The 17,195-nt window shown below is 36.1% G+C and carries 18 protein-coding genes and 1 pseudogene; 16 read left to right on the top strand and 3 right to left on the bottom strand.

The window, feature by feature from the left end; translation table 11 throughout:
- Nucleotides 1–31: 31 nt before the first annotated feature.
- Genes LA20249_RS03310 through LA20249_RS03295 form a run of 4 tightly spaced genes read left to right on the top strand, consistent with a single transcriptional unit; the run spans nucleotide 32 to nucleotide 3,732 of the window.
- Nucleotides 32–2,263, top strand: coding sequence for a RelA/SpoT family protein (locus tag LA20249_RS03310; protein WP_057739779.1), 2,232 nt, complete (start codon nucleotides 32–34; stop codon nucleotides 2,261–2,263).
- Nucleotides 2,263–2,700: a D-aminoacyl-tRNA deacylase gene (gene dtd, locus LA20249_RS03305; protein WP_057739777.1), complete on the top strand. Its 438-nt coding sequence runs from the start codon at nucleotides 2,263–2,265 to the stop codon at nucleotides 2,698–2,700. The genes LA20249_RS03310 and dtd overlap by 1 nt, the downstream gene beginning before the upstream one ends.
- Nucleotides 2,701–2,702: 2 nt before the next feature.
- Complete coding sequence (locus tag LA20249_RS03300; protein ID WP_057739775.1) at nucleotides 2,703–3,326, top strand: HAD-IA family hydrolase; 624 nt, start codon at nucleotides 2,703–2,705, stop codon at nucleotides 3,324–3,326.
- Nucleotides 3,327–3,339: 13 nt separating this feature from the next.
- The gene (locus LA20249_RS03295; RefSeq protein ID WP_057739773.1) at nucleotides 3,340–3,732 is read left to right on the top strand and encodes a hypothetical protein; all 393 of its coding nucleotides are present in this window, start codon (nucleotides 3,340–3,342) and stop codon (nucleotides 3,730–3,732) included.
- A gap of 72 nt (nucleotides 3,733–3,804) precedes the next feature.
- Here the strand turns inward: LA20249_RS03295 and LA20249_RS03290 are convergent, their stop codons facing one another.
- Both LA20249_RS03290 and LA20249_RS03285 read right to left on the bottom strand, forming a co-directional pair.
- Nucleotides 3,805–4,128 (bottom strand): hypothetical protein, encoded by a 324-nt coding sequence (locus tag LA20249_RS03290; RefSeq protein ID WP_057739771.1) that lies wholly within the window; start codon nucleotides 4,126–4,128, stop codon nucleotides 3,805–3,807.
- Between the two features lie 152 nt (nucleotides 4,129–4,280).
- Entirely contained in the window at nucleotides 4,281–5,579 is a 1,299-nt protein-coding gene (locus LA20249_RS03285; RefSeq protein ID WP_057739768.1) for an N-acetylmuramoyl-L-alanine amidase, read from the bottom strand.
- A 389-nt stretch (nucleotides 5,580–5,968) separates the two neighbouring features.
- Between LA20249_RS03285 and hisS the strand changes: the two genes are divergently transcribed.
- The 6 genes from hisS to LA20249_RS03255 all read left to right on the top strand — a co-directional run bounded on the left by hisS (nucleotide 5,969) and on the right by LA20249_RS03255 (nucleotide 12,157).
- Nucleotides 5,969–7,240, top strand: a complete 1,272-nt coding sequence (hisS, locus tag LA20249_RS03280; RefSeq protein ID WP_057739766.1) for a histidine--tRNA ligase — start codon at nucleotides 5,969–5,971, stop codon at nucleotides 7,238–7,240.
- 3 nt (nucleotides 7,241–7,243) lie between these two features.
- On the top strand, nucleotides 7,244–9,013 hold the full coding sequence (gene aspS, locus LA20249_RS03275) for an aspartate--tRNA ligase (protein WP_057739764.1): 1,770 nt from the start codon (nucleotides 7,244–7,246) through the stop codon (nucleotides 9,011–9,013).
- A gap of 250 nt (nucleotides 9,014–9,263) precedes the next feature.
- Nucleotides 9,264–9,707: a peptide-methionine (R)-S-oxide reductase MsrB gene (msrB, locus tag LA20249_RS03270; protein ID WP_057739762.1), complete on the top strand. Its 444-nt coding sequence runs from the start codon at nucleotides 9,264–9,266 to the stop codon at nucleotides 9,705–9,707.
- Entirely contained in the window at nucleotides 9,708–10,226 is a 519-nt protein-coding gene (gene msrA, locus LA20249_RS03265; RefSeq protein WP_057739760.1) for a peptide-methionine (S)-S-oxide reductase MsrA, read from the top strand.
- Nucleotides 10,227–10,293: 67 nt separating this feature from the next.
- Nucleotides 10,294–11,172 (top strand): YitT family protein, encoded by an 879-nt coding sequence (locus LA20249_RS03260; RefSeq protein WP_057739759.1) that lies wholly within the window; start codon nucleotides 10,294–10,296, stop codon nucleotides 11,170–11,172.
- 76 nt (nucleotides 11,173–11,248) lie between these two features.
- Nucleotides 11,249–12,157, top strand: a complete 909-nt coding sequence (locus LA20249_RS03255) for a deoxyribonuclease IV (protein ID WP_057739757.1) — start codon at nucleotides 11,249–11,251, stop codon at nucleotides 12,155–12,157.
- 9 nt (nucleotides 12,158–12,166) lie between these two features.
- On the opposite strand, the pseudogene LA20249_RS03250 reads toward LA20249_RS03255, so the two are convergent.
- A pseudogene (locus LA20249_RS03250) lies at nucleotides 12,167–12,986 on the bottom strand (pyruvate, water dikinase regulatory protein).
- A gap of 122 nt (nucleotides 12,987–13,108) precedes the next feature.
- Here LA20249_RS03250 and rpsU point away from each other — a divergent pair.
- The 6 genes from rpsU (at nucleotide 13,109) to recO (ending at nucleotide 17,098) form a co-directional block, all read left to right on the top strand.
- Nucleotides 13,109–13,291 (top strand): 30S ribosomal protein S21, encoded by a 183-nt coding sequence (gene rpsU, locus LA20249_RS03245; protein ID WP_010019742.1) that lies wholly within the window; start codon nucleotides 13,109–13,111, stop codon nucleotides 13,289–13,291.
- A gap of 103 nt (nucleotides 13,292–13,394) precedes the next feature.
- Nucleotides 13,395–14,372: a PhoH family protein gene (locus tag LA20249_RS03240; RefSeq protein WP_057739755.1), complete on the top strand. Its 978-nt coding sequence runs from the start codon at nucleotides 13,395–13,397 to the stop codon at nucleotides 14,370–14,372.
- Between the two features lie 15 nt (nucleotides 14,373–14,387).
- Nucleotides 14,388–14,858: an rRNA maturation RNase YbeY gene (gene ybeY, locus LA20249_RS03235; RefSeq protein ID WP_057739752.1), complete on the top strand. Its 471-nt coding sequence runs from the start codon at nucleotides 14,388–14,390 to the stop codon at nucleotides 14,856–14,858.
- Between the two features lie 164 nt (nucleotides 14,859–15,022).
- Nucleotides 15,023–15,424 (top strand): cytidine deaminase, encoded by a 402-nt coding sequence (locus LA20249_RS03230; protein WP_083477966.1) that lies wholly within the window; start codon nucleotides 15,023–15,025, stop codon nucleotides 15,422–15,424.
- Nucleotide 15,425: 1 nt separating this feature from the next.
- On the top strand, nucleotides 15,426–16,340 hold the full coding sequence (era, locus tag LA20249_RS03225) for a GTPase Era (protein WP_057739750.1): 915 nt from the start codon (nucleotides 15,426–15,428) through the stop codon (nucleotides 16,338–16,340).
- Nucleotides 16,340–17,098 (top strand): DNA repair protein RecO, encoded by a 759-nt coding sequence (recO, locus tag LA20249_RS03220; protein ID WP_057739749.1) that lies wholly within the window; start codon nucleotides 16,340–16,342, stop codon nucleotides 17,096–17,098. Before era ends, recO begins: the two co-directional genes overlap by 1 nt.
- Nucleotides 17,099–17,195: the final 97 nt, after the last annotated feature.

Below are 17,195 nucleotides of genomic sequence, written 5' to 3'. Positions count from 1 at the left end.
AGTGCTTTTTATTGTAATAGGGGTGAATTTAATGAAAAAGAATAAGGACTATACTCCAGAGGAAGTTTTGGATATTTGTCGTGAGTACATGAATGATGATCACGTTGAATTTGTTAATAAAGCTTATAACTTTGCCGCTTATGTTCATAAGGAACAAAAACGGGCTACTGGTGAACCATACATTATTCACCCAACACAAGTTGCACAAATCTTAGCTTCTCTCAAAATGGATCCTTATACAGTAGCAGCGGGTTATTTGCATGATGTCGTTGAAGATACCAATATTACTCTCGGAGATGTTCGAGAATTATTTGGCGATCAAGTAGCAACAATTGTTGACGGCGTCACTAAGATCAGTAAGTATAAGTATCATTCGCATCAGGAGCTTTTGGCTGAAAATCATCGAAAGATGCTTCTCGCTACAGCTAAGGATCTACGTGTCATCATGGTAAAACTGGCTGACCGCTTGCACAATATGCGTACTCTAAAAGCTTTGCGTCCTGATAAACAACGTCGGATTGCTAATGAAACTTTGGAAATTTATGCACCACTAGCTGACCGTTTAGGTATTAGTCGAATCAAGTGGGAATTAGAAGATCTGTCGCTGCATTATATTAATCCGCAACAATATTATCGTATTGTTCATTTAATGAATAGTAAACGTGACCAACGTGAAGCTTATATTGCAGAAGCAATTGACTATATCAAGAAAAATGTTGACGCCTTACATATTAAATATGATATTTATGGTCGACCAAAACACATCTATTCTATTTATAAAAAAATGCGTGACAAGCATAAACAATTTTCAGAACTATATGACTTGTTGGCAATTAGAATTGTGGTTGAATCAGTGAAGGATTGTTATGCCGTCTTAGGCTCGATTCACTCCAAATGGAAGCCTATTCCAGGACGCTTCAAGGACTACATTGCTGTCCCTAAGGCTAATGGCTATCAATCGCTACATACGACGATTATAGGTCCTGGTGGTCAGCCACTAGAGGTTCAGATCAGAACCTTTAAGATGCATCAAGTTGCTGAATATGGTGTTGCTGCTCATTGGGCCTATAAGGAAGGTAACTTCGAAGGGGTTCATCTTGACGATGATGAGCAAAAGATTGACGTCTTTAGAGAAATCCTTGAGTTACAGGAAAATTCCGACAACGCTTCTGATTTTATGAAATCAGTTAAAGGTGAAATCTTTAATGATCGCGTCTATGTATTCACTCCTGAAGGCGAAGTTATTGAACTGCCAAAGGGTGCCGTCACATTGGATTTTGCTTATCAAGTGCATACTGAAGTGGGTAATCACTCAATTGGTGCGAAAGTTAATGGCAAAATGGTGCCATTGAATTATCAGTTGAAGAATGGCGACATTGTGGAAATGCTGACTAATTCCAGCTCATCTCCAAGTAGAGATTGGGTCAATGTAGTATTCACTTCTAGGTCTCGTAATAAGATCAAACGTTATTTTAGAACTAAAGACCGTGAGAATAATATTGTTCTTGGTCGTGAATCTATTGAAGAAGAATTAAAGAACCGTTCCCTTTCCAGTAAAAAGTATTTAGATAAGAAACATTTGGAATTAGCGATGAAGATCTTTAATTATACTGATCCAGATGAACTCTTTAATGCAGTTGGTTATGGTGAGCTTTCGCCAATCAACGTGGTTCATAAGTTGTTGAATGAAGATCCTGAAAAGAAACGTGAAGCTGAGAAAAAAGAACTTGAAGACTCTGTTATTACTGAAACGGATGAAAAGCCACAGCAACCACAAAATGAGAATCCTAAGCTACAAAAAGAACGTAATAATGCCAATAATAGTATTTCCGTTCAAGGAATCGATAATCTCTTAATTCGTCTGGCTAAGTGTTGTAGTCCTATACCAGGAGATAAAATCGTCGGTTATATTACTAAGGGACGTGGATTGACGATTCATCGGGCTGATTGTCCGAATGTCCAAAGCGAAGAGGCTAAGAGTCGCTTTATAGATGTTTCTTGGGACAATGTTACAAAAGAGAAACGCTACACTGCCGAATTGGATATTTATGCGTTCAACCGTAATGGGTTGATCAATGAGGTTTTGCAAGTGATCAATTCCAATACAAATACGCTCAATAATGTGATTGGAAGACTTGATAAAGAAAAAATGGCCATTGTTCACGTAAGCATTGGTGTCAATAATAAGGAACATTTGGACAATATTATTTCAAAATTGAAAAATATTCCGAATGTTTATGAAATAAAGAGGACGGTAGCTTAATGAAAGTTGTTATACAACGAGTTTCTGAAGCTAAGGTCACTGTGGATCAAAAAATCCTTGGTCAAATTGATCAGGGATTTTGTTTATTAGTGGCTTTTGCTGATGAAGATAATGATGAAACAATCAAGTATATGGCACGAAAAATTGCCAATATGAGGATATTCTCGGATACTGATGATAAAATGAATTTGTCGATTAAAGATGTTGGTGGGGAGATTCTTTCAATATCCCAATTCACCCTTTATGCCGAGACTAAACATGGTAACCGACCAAGTTTTATTGGAGCAGGGAATTTTGAGACTTCCAGTAAAAAATATGAGCAATTTAATAATGCTTTGCGTGATTATGATATAAACGTTGAAACTGGTGAATTTGGAGCTGACATGCAAGTGTCACTTACTAATGATGGACCAGTAACTATTTTAATGGAGCGATAAAAATGAAAAGTATTGTTTGGGACTTTGATGATACGATTGCTAATAGTTATCCCGGGATTGTCAATGCTACGCAAAGATCTCTACGAGAAAACTTTGGTATTAGTTTATCAAAAGATACGATTTTTAAAGAATCAAAGAAAACCTCAGTTAGAAAATTTGTAACTGATTTATTAAAAGATCAGGAAAATCCTGATCAAGCGGTGGATTTGTTTTATAAAGTTTATCATCACTACGAGAGTGAGTATCATGATAAGATTACGCTTGTTCCTCATATTAAAGATATTTTGAAATATTGTGATGAAAAACATTATATTCAATTTGTCGTTACGCATCGAGATCAATCAATTTATGATTTAGCAAAATCCTTAGGAATTGAGCATTTCTTCAAGGAAATAATCAGTGTCGACGATGGCTACAAACGCAAACCAGATCCTGATATGTTGAATTATTTGATCAATAAATATGATCTAAAAAGAGACGAACTTTGGGTCGTTGGCGATCGAGAAATTGATGTTAAATTCGGTCATAGTGTGGGGGCTAAGACGATTTTACTCAATAATCAAGCAGTCGATTTTTCTTATGATTATCGCGTGAATGATCTTTTAGAGATTAAAAAAATAATTTAAATTAGGAAATAATATGGAAAACAAACTCGAAAAATTAACTTACGATCAAATTGTAGCAATCCATTTGGCGATAGAAAATAATGAAGAAATCACATTCAGTGAAAAAAGATTGCAGAGCAATATGGAGTTTTTGAATCAATTTGATAAGTTAAATGTTTATTTGACACATCTGTTTTGTACAATTATCTGTGATGATATTTTTGAAAAATATAATGTCCAGACAGCAATTGCGGCAATGGATTATTTCTTGCGTCGAAATGGCTATTGTTTGGATTTAGATAATGCGACTGAAAGAGAAACAATCCTTGGACTAGTCAAAACGATTAAAGAGAGTCGGGAATTAAAAAAGACGGAATTGAATTATATTCAGTCTCGCTTGGCAGATTGTGTTCATCCTTATAAATAATTAATTAGATTAAAAAACGCCTATTAAGATTCACGCGAGACAATTGTCTTTGTGAACCTTGATAGGCGCTATTTATATTGTTTTTTTATTTTTATGGCTTGCGACTTGTTGTTTGTATAGTTGACGATATTTTTGCCATTCGGGTTTGTCCATCAGTACAGTGGCGCCGGTTGACATGTTCCTAATATTTAGAGTATATGAGAAAACATACAAATCAAGTAGGGAAAGTATTAGAAAAAGGATACCTAAACCGCCTAACATGACAGTTGCTAAGCCAATAATTAATTCGAATAGTTGACGTCGATTATAGGTCCTGAATAATTTAGGTAAATTTCCATCTTGATCGTACAGATCACGAACAGTTTTTTTAGGAAAGATATTTTTAAGTCTATGCATTTGCAACAGGTCCTCTCAAAGAAATGTTAATAGTATTATAACAAAGTTAGAGCAGCATTAATTCTAGTTTTATTAGAAATTGTAAATTTTCATAAAAAAATACCAGTGTAGCAACCATTCTAGGCTACTGCACTGGTACTTTTTAGTATTAATTATTTAAAATATTCTTTCAAACCATTGGTTACATCCTGAGCAACTTTTTCCTTGTAAGAATTGGAATTGATGTATTTATAGTCACTGGATGAATTAATATAGCCTAATTCGATCAATACCGACGGTTGGCTATTGTAATGCAATACATAGAGATCTTTTCGTGCTGTTCCACGATTACCAATAGACAAGCTCTTTAGCTGATTATTAATATCATTTGCTAGATCACCATCTTTATTCTTGTTGTAATAGTAAGTGGTTACTCCAGAACCAGAGTTGGCTTGGGCACTGGAATCAAAGTGTAAACTGATGAAAGCATCGGCTTGAATCTTACTTGATAATCGAGCACGAGCGCCAAGAGACTTACTGTCATCTCCTGAACGAGTCAAGATGACATTGGCTCCAGTTTTTTCAAGTTGTTCTTTGATTGCCTTGGCGTATTTCAAAGTAAAGTTCTTTTCGAAGGTATTCTTTTTCGATTCAGCACCAGAATCATTGCCACCATGACCAGGGTCAATTACGATCGTAGCTTCTGATATATTAGTAGCACCTGATTTAACAGCGCTCTTAGTACCTGAGACCGTAACTACCCAACTAGCGACATAACCGACAGTACCATCAGAGTCACGGACCTTATACCATTTACCATTTTTGCCCAAGTAATCAAGCTTTTTACCGACTTTTACCGATTTTACCACTCGACCGTTTTGATTAGGTTCAATTCTGATTTTAGTACTGGATTGTGTAACAGTAACAGTTTTAATACCATTGTCATTATTAGAAGTATTGGTAGAACCCGAGGTCTTTTCAGTCCCTTGTATAAAACTTGACTTGACCCAACCAGCAGTTCCGTTATAAAGAATCTGTGTCCAGTCTTGTTCTTGATACATTATGGTTACCTTTTCAGACTGTTCGATTGTCCCTAAGACGTTACTATTAGAATCGGCACTTTTAAAAACAGTTGTATTAGGTACTTTTACAATTCCAACTTTATTGGTTGTTGAACTTACTTCAGTATTGTCAATCAACCAGCTGGCAATCCAGCCAATTTTGTCTCCAGATAATCTTACTTGATACCATTTGTTTTTTTCGGCTAAAATAGCTAATTTGTCGCCTTTTTTTACTTGCCCCATGTTAGCGTAAGCAAGTCCTGGTCCGACTCGAACGTTGACAGAATCGGATTGAACAATAACTGAATTGGCACTCGCTAGAGCGACAGTTGACCAACCCGATAAGGTAAGCAATAACAAGATAGAAAGTAGAATCCGGTTTTTAATGAAGAATTTTATAATTTTTTTCATTGAACTGAGTCCTTTGTGGTATAAATACCATACTACTACATAAGTATATCTTACTGAAAAAAATGCTAACTTAAAAGATAGAATGGAGTTTTTCTCTAAAAAAATTAACGATTTATCGATATTTTTCTTAATATAGTAAAATTTCAAAAAAATTGCAATAAATAACGTACCAGACTTGACTTTATAGTTTATTTCGGATAGTTTATAAATATATTGAAAACAAATAATTGTTTTACAGAGAATCTGGAAGCTGAGAACAGATAACAATTAAGTGCGTGACGTTCTAATCGTTTGGCAGGCGTTAACTGCAGCAAAAAAACTAGGTGGTACCGTGCAAAAAGCACCCTTGTCTGAATTGGACAGGGGTGCTTTTTATTAAGGAGGAATTTATGCGCTATCAAAAACCAAAGGGGACTATGGACATCTTGCCAGGAGAATCTGAAAAGTGGCAATATGTCGAGTCTGTCGCAAAAGATACATTTGATAAATATCGTTTTTCTGAAATTAGAACTCCAATGTTTGAATCATACGATGTCTTTGAAAGATCGTCAGGCGATACATCTGATATTGTTTCAAAGGAAATGTATGATTTCCATGACAAAGGTGATCGACACATTGCCTTGAGACCAGAAGGAACAGCTGGTGTTGTCCGAGCTTATGTGGAAAATAAACTTTATGGACCAGATCAAATAAAACCTTATAAAGTTTGGTACAAGGGACCAATGTTTCGTTATGAAAGGCCTCAATCAGGTCGTCAACGTCAATTTCATCAAATCGGTGTAGAAGCTTTTGGATCAGATTCACCGGAGTTGGATGCGGAAATTATTTCCGTTGGTTTAGAATTCTTAAATCGTTTGGGAATTAAGAATTTAAAGGTAGCCATAAATACTCTAGGCGATCCCGAATCACGTGCTAATTATCATCAAGCCTTGGTGGATTATTTCACACCATTTAAGGACCAATTGAGTGAAGATTCTCAAATTCGTTTGGAAAAAAATCCTTTACGAATTCTTGATAGTAAAGGTGAAAATGATAAAAAAATCGTTGCTAACGCACCTTCAATCTTGGATTACTTAAATGATGCTTCCAGTCAACGTTTCGATTATTTGAAGCAATTGCTTGAAGATTTAGGAATCAATTATGAAGTTGATTCTACAATGGTTCGTGGACTTGATTACTATAATCATACGATTTTTGAATTTATGGTAACGGATCCTGTTTTTGACAATAAAGAAATCACAGTCTTGGCTGGCGGAAGATACAATGGTCTAGTCGAAGAGTTGGGCGGACCACAAACTCCAGGAATTGGTTTTGGCCTTGGTGTAGAACGTTTGATGTTGCTATTGAAGGATAAGGATTTGCCTACAAAGTCTAATCTAGATGTTTATTTGGTAACAATTGGCGATAAGGCAGAACGTGCATCGGTTAAGATTTTATCAAATCTACGTTTAGCTGGCTTTTCAGCTGATAAAGATTATCTACAAAGAAAAATTAAAGCTCAATTCCGAACAGCCAATAATTTGAATGCTAGATATACAGTAACAATTGGCGATACTGAGCTGGAAAACGATACAGCTAATGTCAAGAATATGGCTACTGGTGATCAAGTGAGCGTATCGTTGGAAAACTTGGCTGAAGAATTGAAGAAAATCGAGGGATAAAATATGGAAGAACGAACAGATTATTGCGGTAATATTACTGAGAAATATGTCGGTAAAAAAGTTTCTCTAGATGGTTGGGTTCAACGTCGCCGAGATTTAGGTGGCTTAGTTTTTGTTGATCTAAGAGATTATAAGGGAATTGTTCAATTAGTATTTAATACTGACCATCAAGATGTCTTAGATATTGCTGAGACTTTGAGATCAGAATATGTTATTAATGTTTTGGGTACTGTAAGATTACGTGGCGAAGGCGCTACTAATGATGAAATGACAACTGGTAAGGTTGAAGTTGTTGTTGAAAAGGTTGAGATCCTTAACAAGTCATTAACGCCACCATTTGAAATTAAAGACGGTATTGATTCTTCAGAAGAGACTAAATTAAAGTATCGTTACCTTGATCTTCGTAGACCGGAAATGCAAAAAGCAATCAGAACTCGTGCTCAAATTAAGCATTCAGTTAATGAATATCTCTACGAAAATGGTTTTATTGACATCGAAACACCTAATTTGACACCATCAACACCAGAAGGTGCTCGTGATTATCTTGTTCCTTCACGTGTTTATCCAGGACGTTTCTTCGCTTTGCCTCAGTCACCACAATTGTTCAAACAATTGCTAATGGTCGGTGGATTCGATCGTTATTTCCAATTGGCACATTGTTTCCGTGATGAAGATCTTCGTGGAGACCGTCAACCAGAGTTCACTCAAATTGATCTTGAGACTTCCTTTATGAACAAAAAGGAGATCCAGACCGTTACTGAAGGACTTATTGCCCGTGTTATGAAAGACGAAAAGGGCATTGAGGTTAAAACACCATTCCCAAGAATTGATTGGGATGATGCAATGGACCGCTATGGTTCAGATAAGCCTGATGTTCGTTTCGGTATGGAATTGCAGAACTTAAATGAAGTATTGAAAGATACTGAGTTCAAGGTCTTCAAGAATACCATTGATAACGGCGGTCAAGTTAAAGCTATTGTAGTTAAGAATGCAGCCGATAAGTATTCACGTAAGAATATTGAAAATTATCAAGAATATATCAAACGTTTTGGCGCTAAGGGGCTTGCTTGGTTCAAGTATAACGACGACGATATGACTGGTGGCGTTTCTAAATTCATCAAGGATCACAAAGATGCTCTAGTTGAGCGTTTGGGTCTTGAAAATAATGATTTAGTATTATTCGTTGCTGACAATAAAAAGGTTGTTGCTGACGCTTTAGGATACTTGAGAAAAGCTATTGCTAAAGAACAACATCTCTACGATCCTAAAGAATTCGCCTTCATTTGGGTTGTTAATTGGCCATTGTTTGAATATGACGAAGGTATTCAACGTTGGACTGCTGCTCATCATCCATTCACTATGCCTAATGAAGAAGATGTTCACTATCTAAATGATGGCGAAGATCCTCATAAGGCTTACGCCCAAAGTTATGATATCGTCTTAAACGGTTACGAACTTGGCGGTGGCTCAATCCGTATCCATGATTACAAAATTCAAGAAAAGATGTTGAAAGCTTTGAACTTCACCAAAGAAAAAGCTTATGAACAATTTGGCTTCCTCTTGGATGCTTTGCAATACGGTTGTCCTCCACATGGTGGCTTGGCTATTGGTTTGGATAGATTTGCAATGTTACTCTCAGGCAAAGACAATATCAGAGATGTTATTGCATTCCCTAAGAATTCAAACGCTACAGAACCAATGACACATGCTCCATTGGAAGTTTCAGATCAACAATTGGTTGACCTCGGAATTGAAGTAAGTAAAAAAGATTAATTTGATATAGTAGAAAAGTTATCTAATCGCATTAATAATTAGATAACTTTTTTTATTTTTTAGAATTTTACAACCCATTGCCAAACAATAGTCTATTGTTGTAGACTTAGAACAACATTAGAAAATTATTTAAATTGTGCACAACTGAGCAATGGATTCAACTGTGGCAGTATGCTTCTGAGCATATTTGTAGATTTAATATTTCTGATGTTTATACTAGAACTTGTAGTTAATGAGAAGGAGTGATTTTATGGCAAGTGAGTACAAGAAGAATCTAGAAGGTCTATCTAGTGAACAATATGAGGTGACTCAAAACGCTGCGACTGAACGTCCTTTCAGTGGAAAGTACGATGATTTTTACAAAAAGGGTATTTATGTCGATATCACTAGCGGTGAGCCATTGTTTTCATCTGCTAAGAAGTATGACGCTGGATGCGGTTGGCCTTCATTCAGTGAACCAATTGCCAAACTAAAGGAAAGTCGCGATACTCGTTTGAGTCGTGAACGGACTGAAGTAAAAAGTGAAGGTGCTGATTCGCATTTGGGTCATGTCTTTAACGATGGACCTAAAGAATTGGGTGGCTTAAGATACTGTATCAACTCTGCTGCTTTAAAGTTTGTTCCATATGAAAAGATGGATGAAAACGGATATTCAGATTATAAGAAGTATGTTGAAGAAGGGGACGTTGAATAGATGAAAAAAGAGACTGCAATTTTCGCTGGCGGATGTTTCTGGTGTATGGTCAGTCCTTTTGATCAACAACCAGGTATTATTTCTGTTGTCTCAGGTTATACTGGTGGACACGTTGAAAATCCAACTTATGAAGAAGTATGTACTGGAAAGACCGGTCATACTGAAGCTGTAAAGATTACCTTTGATGCTGACATTATTACTTATAAACAATTAGTTGAAATTTACTGGCAGGTAGCTGATCCAACAGATGCTACTGGCCAATTCCAAGATCGTGGCGATAGTTATCGTCCAGTGATCTATTATGCTAATGAGGAACAAAAAGAAGTCGCTGAGGAATCTAAAGAAGCTTTAGCAAAGTCTGGAGAATACGATGATCCTATCGTTACACAAATTCTTCCTGCTAAAACATTCTATGATGCCGAAGACTACCACCAAGACTTCTATAAGAAGAATCCATTGAGATACCAACTTGAAGAAAGCGGTGGACGTGGAGAATTTATTAAAAAACACCATAAATAACTGAAATATTTTTCATTTGTGCTAATATTGTTTAGGTAACTTAAGACAATTTAGGAGAACTTTTAGTATGGGTGAAATAGATAAGTTGATCGAAAGACATCAATACTTATCCAAGGTTTCAGTAGCATTCTTATATTCCATTGCTGTGTCAATTGCGGTTAACATGTTCTGGACGCCAGGTGGTATTTATGGTTCAGGCGTAACAGGTGCTGCACAGTTGATTTCAACGATATCTCAACGGTGGTTGCCATTTAATCTATCGACTGCCGTTATGTATTTTGCATTGAATGCTCCATTATTTGTATTAGCATGGAGAAAAATTGACCATAAATTTACAGTTTTTACAGTTATTGCTGTAGCTTTAGCCAGTTTAATGATGCATTTATTGCCACCAATCAAAATCACAGCTGATCCTTTGGTCTGTGCAATTTTTGGTGCGGTAGCAAACGGATTTGGTACAGGGATGGCCTTGAGAAATGGTATTTCGACCGGTGGAATTGATATCTTGGGTATTATTCTACGTAAGAAGACAGGTAAGAGTGTCGGGACAATTAATATTATATTTAATATTTTCATTGTAGCCTGCGCTGGTTTTCTATTCGGTTGGGTTCACGCTCTTTACAGTGCTGTCAGTATCTTTATCAATGGTCAAGTGATTGATATGATCTATAACAAGGATCAAAAACTTCAAGTGATGATTGTGACTTCCAAACCTAAGAATGTTATTACACAAATTCAAAACGAAATGAGACGTGGTATCACTATTGTTCATGACGCTGAAGGTGCATATAAACATGAAGAGAAGACAATTTTATTTACTGTTATTTCTCGAGCCGAGCTTCATGATTTAGAGAACGCAATGATCAATTCCGATCCGCACGCGTTTGTTAGTGTTACAGATACTGTTAAAGTCATGGGTAGGTTTTATCAGGCCCATATATATTAATGCTTATCAAGTGAAGTCCAATGGGCTTCACTTTTTTTATGATATAATTTTGGCGAAGAATCTAAGGAGGTAGAAAATGATAATTGGTTCACATGTTGCGATGAAGGCGCCTAAAATGTTGGCAGGATCAGCCAAAGAAGCTCACAGTTACGATGCAAATGCGATGATGATTTTCACTGGTGCACCGCAAAATACTCGTCGAAAAGATGTTTCAGAAATGAATATTCCTGAAGGTCAACGGCTTTTAAAACTCTACGGAATTGACCATATAATAGGTCACGCTCCCTACATTATTAATTTGGGCAATACGGTTAAGCTTCAGAATTTAACTTTTGGGATTTCTTTTATGAAAGAGGAGATCAAACGTTGTGATGCTTTGGGAATTGAAGCCCTGAGTTTTCATCCAGGAGCTCATCTCAATCAAGGACCAGAAGTTGCTTTGAAACAAATTGGTCACGCTCTTAATGAAATAATTGAACCCAACCAAAAAGTATCAATTGCTATTGAAACTATGGCAGGCAAAGGGACAGAAGTGGGAATCACTTTTGAACAAATTGCGGAAATTTTTGATAATTGTCAGAGTAATGACAAATTATCAGTAACGATGGATACTTGTCATATGAGTGATGCAGGTTATGATGTGAAAAATGATTTTGACGGTGTCTTGAATGAATTTGATCACATAGTTGGATTGGATAAACTGTCAGTGATCCATCTCAATGATTCTAAAAATGAGCGTGGCTCACATAAAGATCGTCATGAAGATATTGGCTTTGGAACGATCGGTTTCGATGCTTTAAATTACGTGGCACATCATCCTCAGTTGGAAAATATTCCCAAAATTATGGAAACACCATATGTAAAAAGGGATGAAAACGACAAGAAGGGGATTGCACCTTTCAAACCGGAAATTGAAATGTTACGTTTAAATAAATTTGATCCAGAAATGAAAACTAAATTAATTCAAGCAAATCAAAAAAGCTAACTCATTGAGTTAGCTTTTCTTGTAACCATTAAAATTAAGCTTTTCCATAATAATTGCGGCAGTCTCTTCAATTGAGCGTTCAGCTACATTGATAACAGGACAACCGATCTTTTCATAAATCTTATTTGAGTAATCTAATTCTTTTTGGATTTCTTCTTCTCCAGAGTAAGTTGTATTAGGGTCTAGTCCGTAAGCAATCATACGTTGGCGACGTATTTTTCTCAAAACATTCATATCATTGGTTAATCCAATGATCTTATGCGGATCAACCGACCATAATTCCTCTGGGAGGGCCGTTGTTGGGCCTAGTGGTAAATTCCACCTTGATGTTTTTATTTGCTAGATAAAGCGATAGAGGGGTTTTCGAGGTTCTTGAGATACCGAGTAAAACTAGATCTGCTTCTAAGAACCCTTTAGGGTTTTTACCATCATCGTTTGTGACAGTGAACTCCATTGCGGAGATCATATCGAAGTAATCTTTATCTAACTCATGCAGGAGTCCTTTTTTCCTTAAGGGTTTTTGATGGACCATTTGAGAAAAGGTTCCAATGATTGGATTCAAGATATCATAGTAAGTTAATTGGTTCTCTTGGCAAAATTCATTGATCGTATTACAAATTTCAGTTGAAACAATAGTGTGCAAAATGACAGCTTGTTTGTCTTTGGCTAAATTTAAGATACTTATTAGCTGAGAATTATTTTTTACAAAGGGATATTTAGTATAGGTTGTATCCATATCAGGAAACTGAGCAAATGCCGCTTTAGCTACTCTTAGAGCGGTTTCACCGACACCATCTGACAAAACGAAGACGCTTAATTTTTGATCCATAATAATTTCCTCCAAAAAAATTAAAAAAAATATTTGAACATTACCTTCTTTTTGTTATAATAACATATGAACTGCAAGAGCAATAGACAGTTACGTTAGAAATCGGAAGGAGGGATTATCATATGGCAAAAACCGTCGTTCGTGAAAACGAGTCGCTTGATGATGCTCTTCGTCGATTCAAACGTTCCGTTTCAAAGAGTGGTACTCTTCAAGAATATAGAAAACGTGAGTTTTACGAAAAGCCAAGTGTCAAGAGAAAGTTAAAGTCTGAGGCTGCTCGTAAGCGCAATAAGAAACGTCGTTAATAGTTTCTTAAAGGTTAAAACAATTTACATTGTTTTAACCTTTTTTTTGTAAAAAAAAACCTGCACTGTGCTATCATTCAAGTAAGATGGAGGTTGGTTTCTATTGACAGAAAAAGTTGAACAAAGTAAAGAGAGCATTCAAATTAAGAATCCTCAAAATGCCATTAACCTTTTTGGTGTTAATGATAGTAACTTACATTTGATTGAAGAAGGATTAGAAGTTGAAATAAACGCCTTTGGGGATCATTTAGACGTTACGGGTAAAGAAGACAATGTGAAGCATACATTGGCTTTGTTAAAGAAATTCATGGAATTAGCTAATAGTGGTGTAACTTTAGGATCAGCTGATATCGTCAGTGGTCTAAAGATGGACGAAAAAGGTACACTCGATTATTTTGGCGATTTGTATAAAGATGAATTAATTAAAGATTTTAGTGGAAAACCAGTTCGCGTTCGTAATTTTGGACAAAGACAATATGTTAATGCAATAAATCATAATGATATCACCTTTGGAATTGGTCCTGCGGGTACTGGTAAAACATATTTAGCCGTTGTCATGGCCGTTGCAGCTTTGAAACAAGGTAAGGTTCAAAGAATTATTCTGACCAGACCCGCTGTTGAGGCTGGAGAGAGCTTAGGATTTCTTCCTGGTGATTTAAAGGAAAAGGTCGATCCTTACATGAGACCGATTTATGACGCACTGTATGCCATATTAGGATCAGATCACACGGGTCGTTTGTTGGAAAGAGGCGTGATTGAAGTAGCACCACTAGCTTATATGAGAGGTCGGACGCTAGATGAGGCTTTTGTTATTTTAGATGAAGCTCAGAATACGACGCGTGAACAAATGAAAATGTTCTTAACTCGTCTAGGCTTTGACTCGAAGATGATTGTCAATGGTGATATTTCGCAGATTGATTTACCAGGACATACTCGTAGTGGTTTGATTCAGGCACAGTCAGTTTTGAAAAACTTGCCACATATTGAATTTGTAAACTTTACTTCCGCTGATGTTGTAAGACATCCGGTAGTAGCTGAAATTATTGATGCTTATGAGGAATCAGATAAAAAAGAAAAATAATATTGGGGAATTGTTATGGACTTAGAAATTTTTAATGATGATGATTTGATCGACAAAGATAGAGAAAATTGGGTCAAAGATATTGTGCAATTTACTTTTAACGAATTGAAATTAAAAGATAATACGCAGTTATCGATTCATTTTGTGACTAAAGATGGTATTCATGATATCAATAAAGAGTATCGTAACGTTGATCGAGCAACTGATGTTATTAGCTTTGCCATTAATGATGGTGAGGATTCACTAGATTATTTGGAAAATCAAATTCCTGATTTGCCAGTTGATCTCGGCGACCTCTTCATCAGTACTGAGATCGTGGCCGAACATGCTAAAGACTATGAACATTCATTTGACCGTGAATTAGGTTACACAATTGTTCATGGAATTTTACACCTCAATGGTTATGACCATATTAAAAAAGAGGACGAAAAAGTCATGATTGGACTACAAGAAAAGATTCTTGGTGCTTATGGCTTAGAAAAATAATTTATGTATTAGAAAAAGATATCCGTGATAATTTATTTTTAGTTATCACGGATATTAGTTTCATTAGGGAAAATAATTGCCACTAGGTAGGATATTTCTTTGTGGTTTGATAATTTTCTTGTATTATACTTGTTAGTGAGAAACAAAAAAGGAGACTGAAGTCAGTGGAAATTAGCGAAAAACGCTTGTTTGATCTTGCCAGTAAAGCAATGGATCATGCTTATGCGCCATACTCGAATTATGCGGTTGGTGCAGCAATTATTTGTGAAGATGGTCAAATTTATACTGGTGTTAATGTTGAGAACGCTTCTTATGGATTAACTAATTGTGCTGAAAGAACAGCAATTTTTAAGGCGGTTTCAGAAGGTGCAACTAAAGTAAGGGCCATCTTAGTAGTTAATAATACTGCGGAAATGTCAAAGCCTTGTGGAGCTTGTCGTCAAGTGATGAGTGAGTTCATGGAGCCTGACAACATCGTATTTTTGGCTAATAAGGATAACGAGTTCAAAGAATATAGCTTTAAACAAATTTTGCCACTGGCATTCAGTGATGAGGATATGGATTAATATGGATAATAAAAATTTTAAATCAGGCTTCGTAGCGATTATTGGGCGTCCAAATGTTGGTAAATCAACATTTATGAATCGAATTATTAAAGAGCAGATAGCAATCACTTCGCCTAAGCCCCAAACGACCCGTAATAAGATTCAAGGCATTTTTACTGACGATAATCGTCAAATTATTTTCCTGGATACACCAGGAATTCATAAGCCACATAATGATTTGGATCAGTACATGGATAAAGCGGCCGTTTCTGCTTTGAAGGAAGTTGATGCAGTACTATTTATGACTGAGGCTGGTGAGAAGTCTGGTCCTGGAGACAAATTCATTATTGAAGAATTGAAGAAGATTAAAGCACCTGTTTTCTTGATTTTGAACAAGATTGACTTGATCAATCCGGATGAAATGGCTCCTCAAATTGATGAATATAAAGATCTAATGGATTTTGCTGAAGTTATTCCTATTTCGGCTTCATTAGGAATCAATGTTGATGATCTGATGGATACTTTGACAAAACATTTACCAGAGGGTCCTAAATATTATGCTGATGATCAAATTACCGATCATCCTGAATATTTTATTGTCGGTGAATTGATCCGTGAGAAGATCTTGGAAGATACTCGTGATGAGATTCCTCATTCAATTGCGGTCGTGGTTGAATCAATGAATCAAAGAAGTGCAGCTGGCAAGTTACAGATTGAAGCTTATATTTACGTTGAACGTGAGAGTCAAAAGCCAATCGTTATTGGTCGTGGCGGTTCAATGTTGAAGAACATCGGTATTGGTTCCCGTATTAAAATTGAACATTTATTGGGTGAGAAGATTAATTTGAAGCTTTGGGTTCGTGTTAAAAAGAATTGGCGTGACGATAAAGCCTTCTTAGCTAGTGCCGGTTACTCAATGAAGGACCTCAATAATTAATGCATCAAACGGCAACTAATTTTTTTGGAATAGTTGTTAGACGTCAGCGCTATAAAGAACGGGATGCACTTGTGACTATTTTGACGAAAGAGTATGGTTTTCGAACTTTTTTAGTTCGTGGGACTCAGAATTCTAAGTCTAAAATATCAGGATCAGTCATTACCTTTTCATATGGTGAATATACTGGAGTTGTGCGTGATAGTGGTCTGTCTTATTTGAACTCAGCTAGTAATATCAAACAATTCGATGAAATAGTTCAAGATATTGAATTGAATGCCTATGCAACTTTTTTATTCGACCTATTCCACGAAGCTTTTATTGATGACCCAGTACCGGATGTTTGGTATCGTAGGCTATTTAAAGCTTTGTTATATATAGATAATGGCTATGATGCTCAAATTGTTGTTAATATTATGCAGATGCAATTATTGGATGCTTTTGGGGTTAAACCAAATATGGATTCTTGTGTGGTCGGTGGCGAAACTGAAGGCGTGTTTGACTTTTCAGTCCTTTTAGGAGGCTTGATTTGTTCAAAACATTTTGATAGCGATATACATCGATTGCACATTCCTAAAAGAATCGTTTATTTTTTGCGACTGTTCAGTAAGATCAGTCTTGATCAAATTGGTAAAATAGAGATCAAAGAAAATAATAAGGATCTAATTCAACACGCGATTGACGCAATTTATTTGGGAACTGTAGGCTATTACTCTAAGAGTAAAAATTTTATTGATAAAATGAAACGTTGGCGTTTTTAGTCAATTGACAACCTATTAAAAAATGGTTATATTTGTACTTGTGAAAACAGCGACAGGGGATGGTGGAAGCCCTGAACAGATTCATGGCGTAAATTTT

Origin of the sequence: Companilactobacillus alimentarius DSM 20249 (genome assembly GCF_002849895.1) — a bacterium.
GTDB classification, from domain to species: Bacteria; Bacillota; Bacilli; order Lactobacillales; family Lactobacillaceae; genus Companilactobacillus; species Companilactobacillus alimentarius.
Note: the sequence above shows the minus strand (reverse complement) of the source record. Positions and strands in the feature narration are given on the sequence as shown.

Excerpts from the sequence above, each read along its gene's own strand:
- LA20249_RS03310 (WP_057739779.1), top strand. The coding sequence starts at position 32 with ATGAAAAAGAATAAGGACTATACTCCAGAGGAAGTTTTGGATATTTGT.
- dtd (WP_057739777.1), top strand. The coding sequence starts at position 2,263 with ATGAAAGTTGTTATACAACGAGTTTCTGAAGCTAAGGTCACTGTGGAT.
- LA20249_RS03300 (WP_057739775.1), top strand. The coding sequence starts at position 2,703 with ATGAAAAGTATTGTTTGGGACTTTGATGATACGATTGCTAATAGTTAT.
- LA20249_RS03295 (WP_057739773.1), top strand. The coding sequence starts at position 3,340 with ATGGAAAACAAACTCGAAAAATTAACTTACGATCAAATTGTAGCAATC.
- LA20249_RS03290 (WP_057739771.1), bottom strand. The coding sequence starts at position 4,128 with ATGCATAGACTTAAAAATATCTTTCCTAAAAAAACTGTTCGTGATCTG.
- LA20249_RS03285 (WP_057739768.1), bottom strand. The coding sequence starts at position 5,579 with ATGAAAAAAATTATAAAATTCTTCATTAAAAACCGGATTCTACTTTCT.
- hisS (WP_057739766.1), top strand. The coding sequence starts at position 5,969 with ATGCGCTATCAAAAACCAAAGGGGACTATGGACATCTTGCCAGGAGAA.
- aspS (WP_057739764.1), top strand. The coding sequence starts at position 7,244 with ATGGAAGAACGAACAGATTATTGCGGTAATATTACTGAGAAATATGTC.
- msrB (WP_057739762.1), top strand. The coding sequence starts at position 9,264 with ATGGCAAGTGAGTACAAGAAGAATCTAGAAGGTCTATCTAGTGAACAA.
- msrA (WP_057739760.1), top strand. The coding sequence starts at position 9,708 with ATGAAAAAAGAGACTGCAATTTTCGCTGGCGGATGTTTCTGGTGTATG.
- LA20249_RS03260 (WP_057739759.1), top strand. The coding sequence starts at position 10,294 with ATGGGTGAAATAGATAAGTTGATCGAAAGACATCAATACTTATCCAAG.
- LA20249_RS03255 (WP_057739757.1), top strand. The coding sequence starts at position 11,249 with ATGATAATTGGTTCACATGTTGCGATGAAGGCGCCTAAAATGTTGGCA.
- rpsU (WP_010019742.1), top strand. The coding sequence starts at position 13,109 with ATGGCAAAAACCGTCGTTCGTGAAAACGAGTCGCTTGATGATGCTCTT.
- ybeY (WP_057739752.1), top strand. The coding sequence starts at position 14,388 with ATGGACTTAGAAATTTTTAATGATGATGATTTGATCGACAAAGATAGA.
- era (WP_057739750.1), top strand. The coding sequence starts at position 15,426 with ATGGATAATAAAAATTTTAAATCAGGCTTCGTAGCGATTATTGGGCGT.
- recO (WP_057739749.1), top strand. The coding sequence starts at position 16,340 with ATGCATCAAACGGCAACTAATTTTTTTGGAATAGTTGTTAGACGTCAG.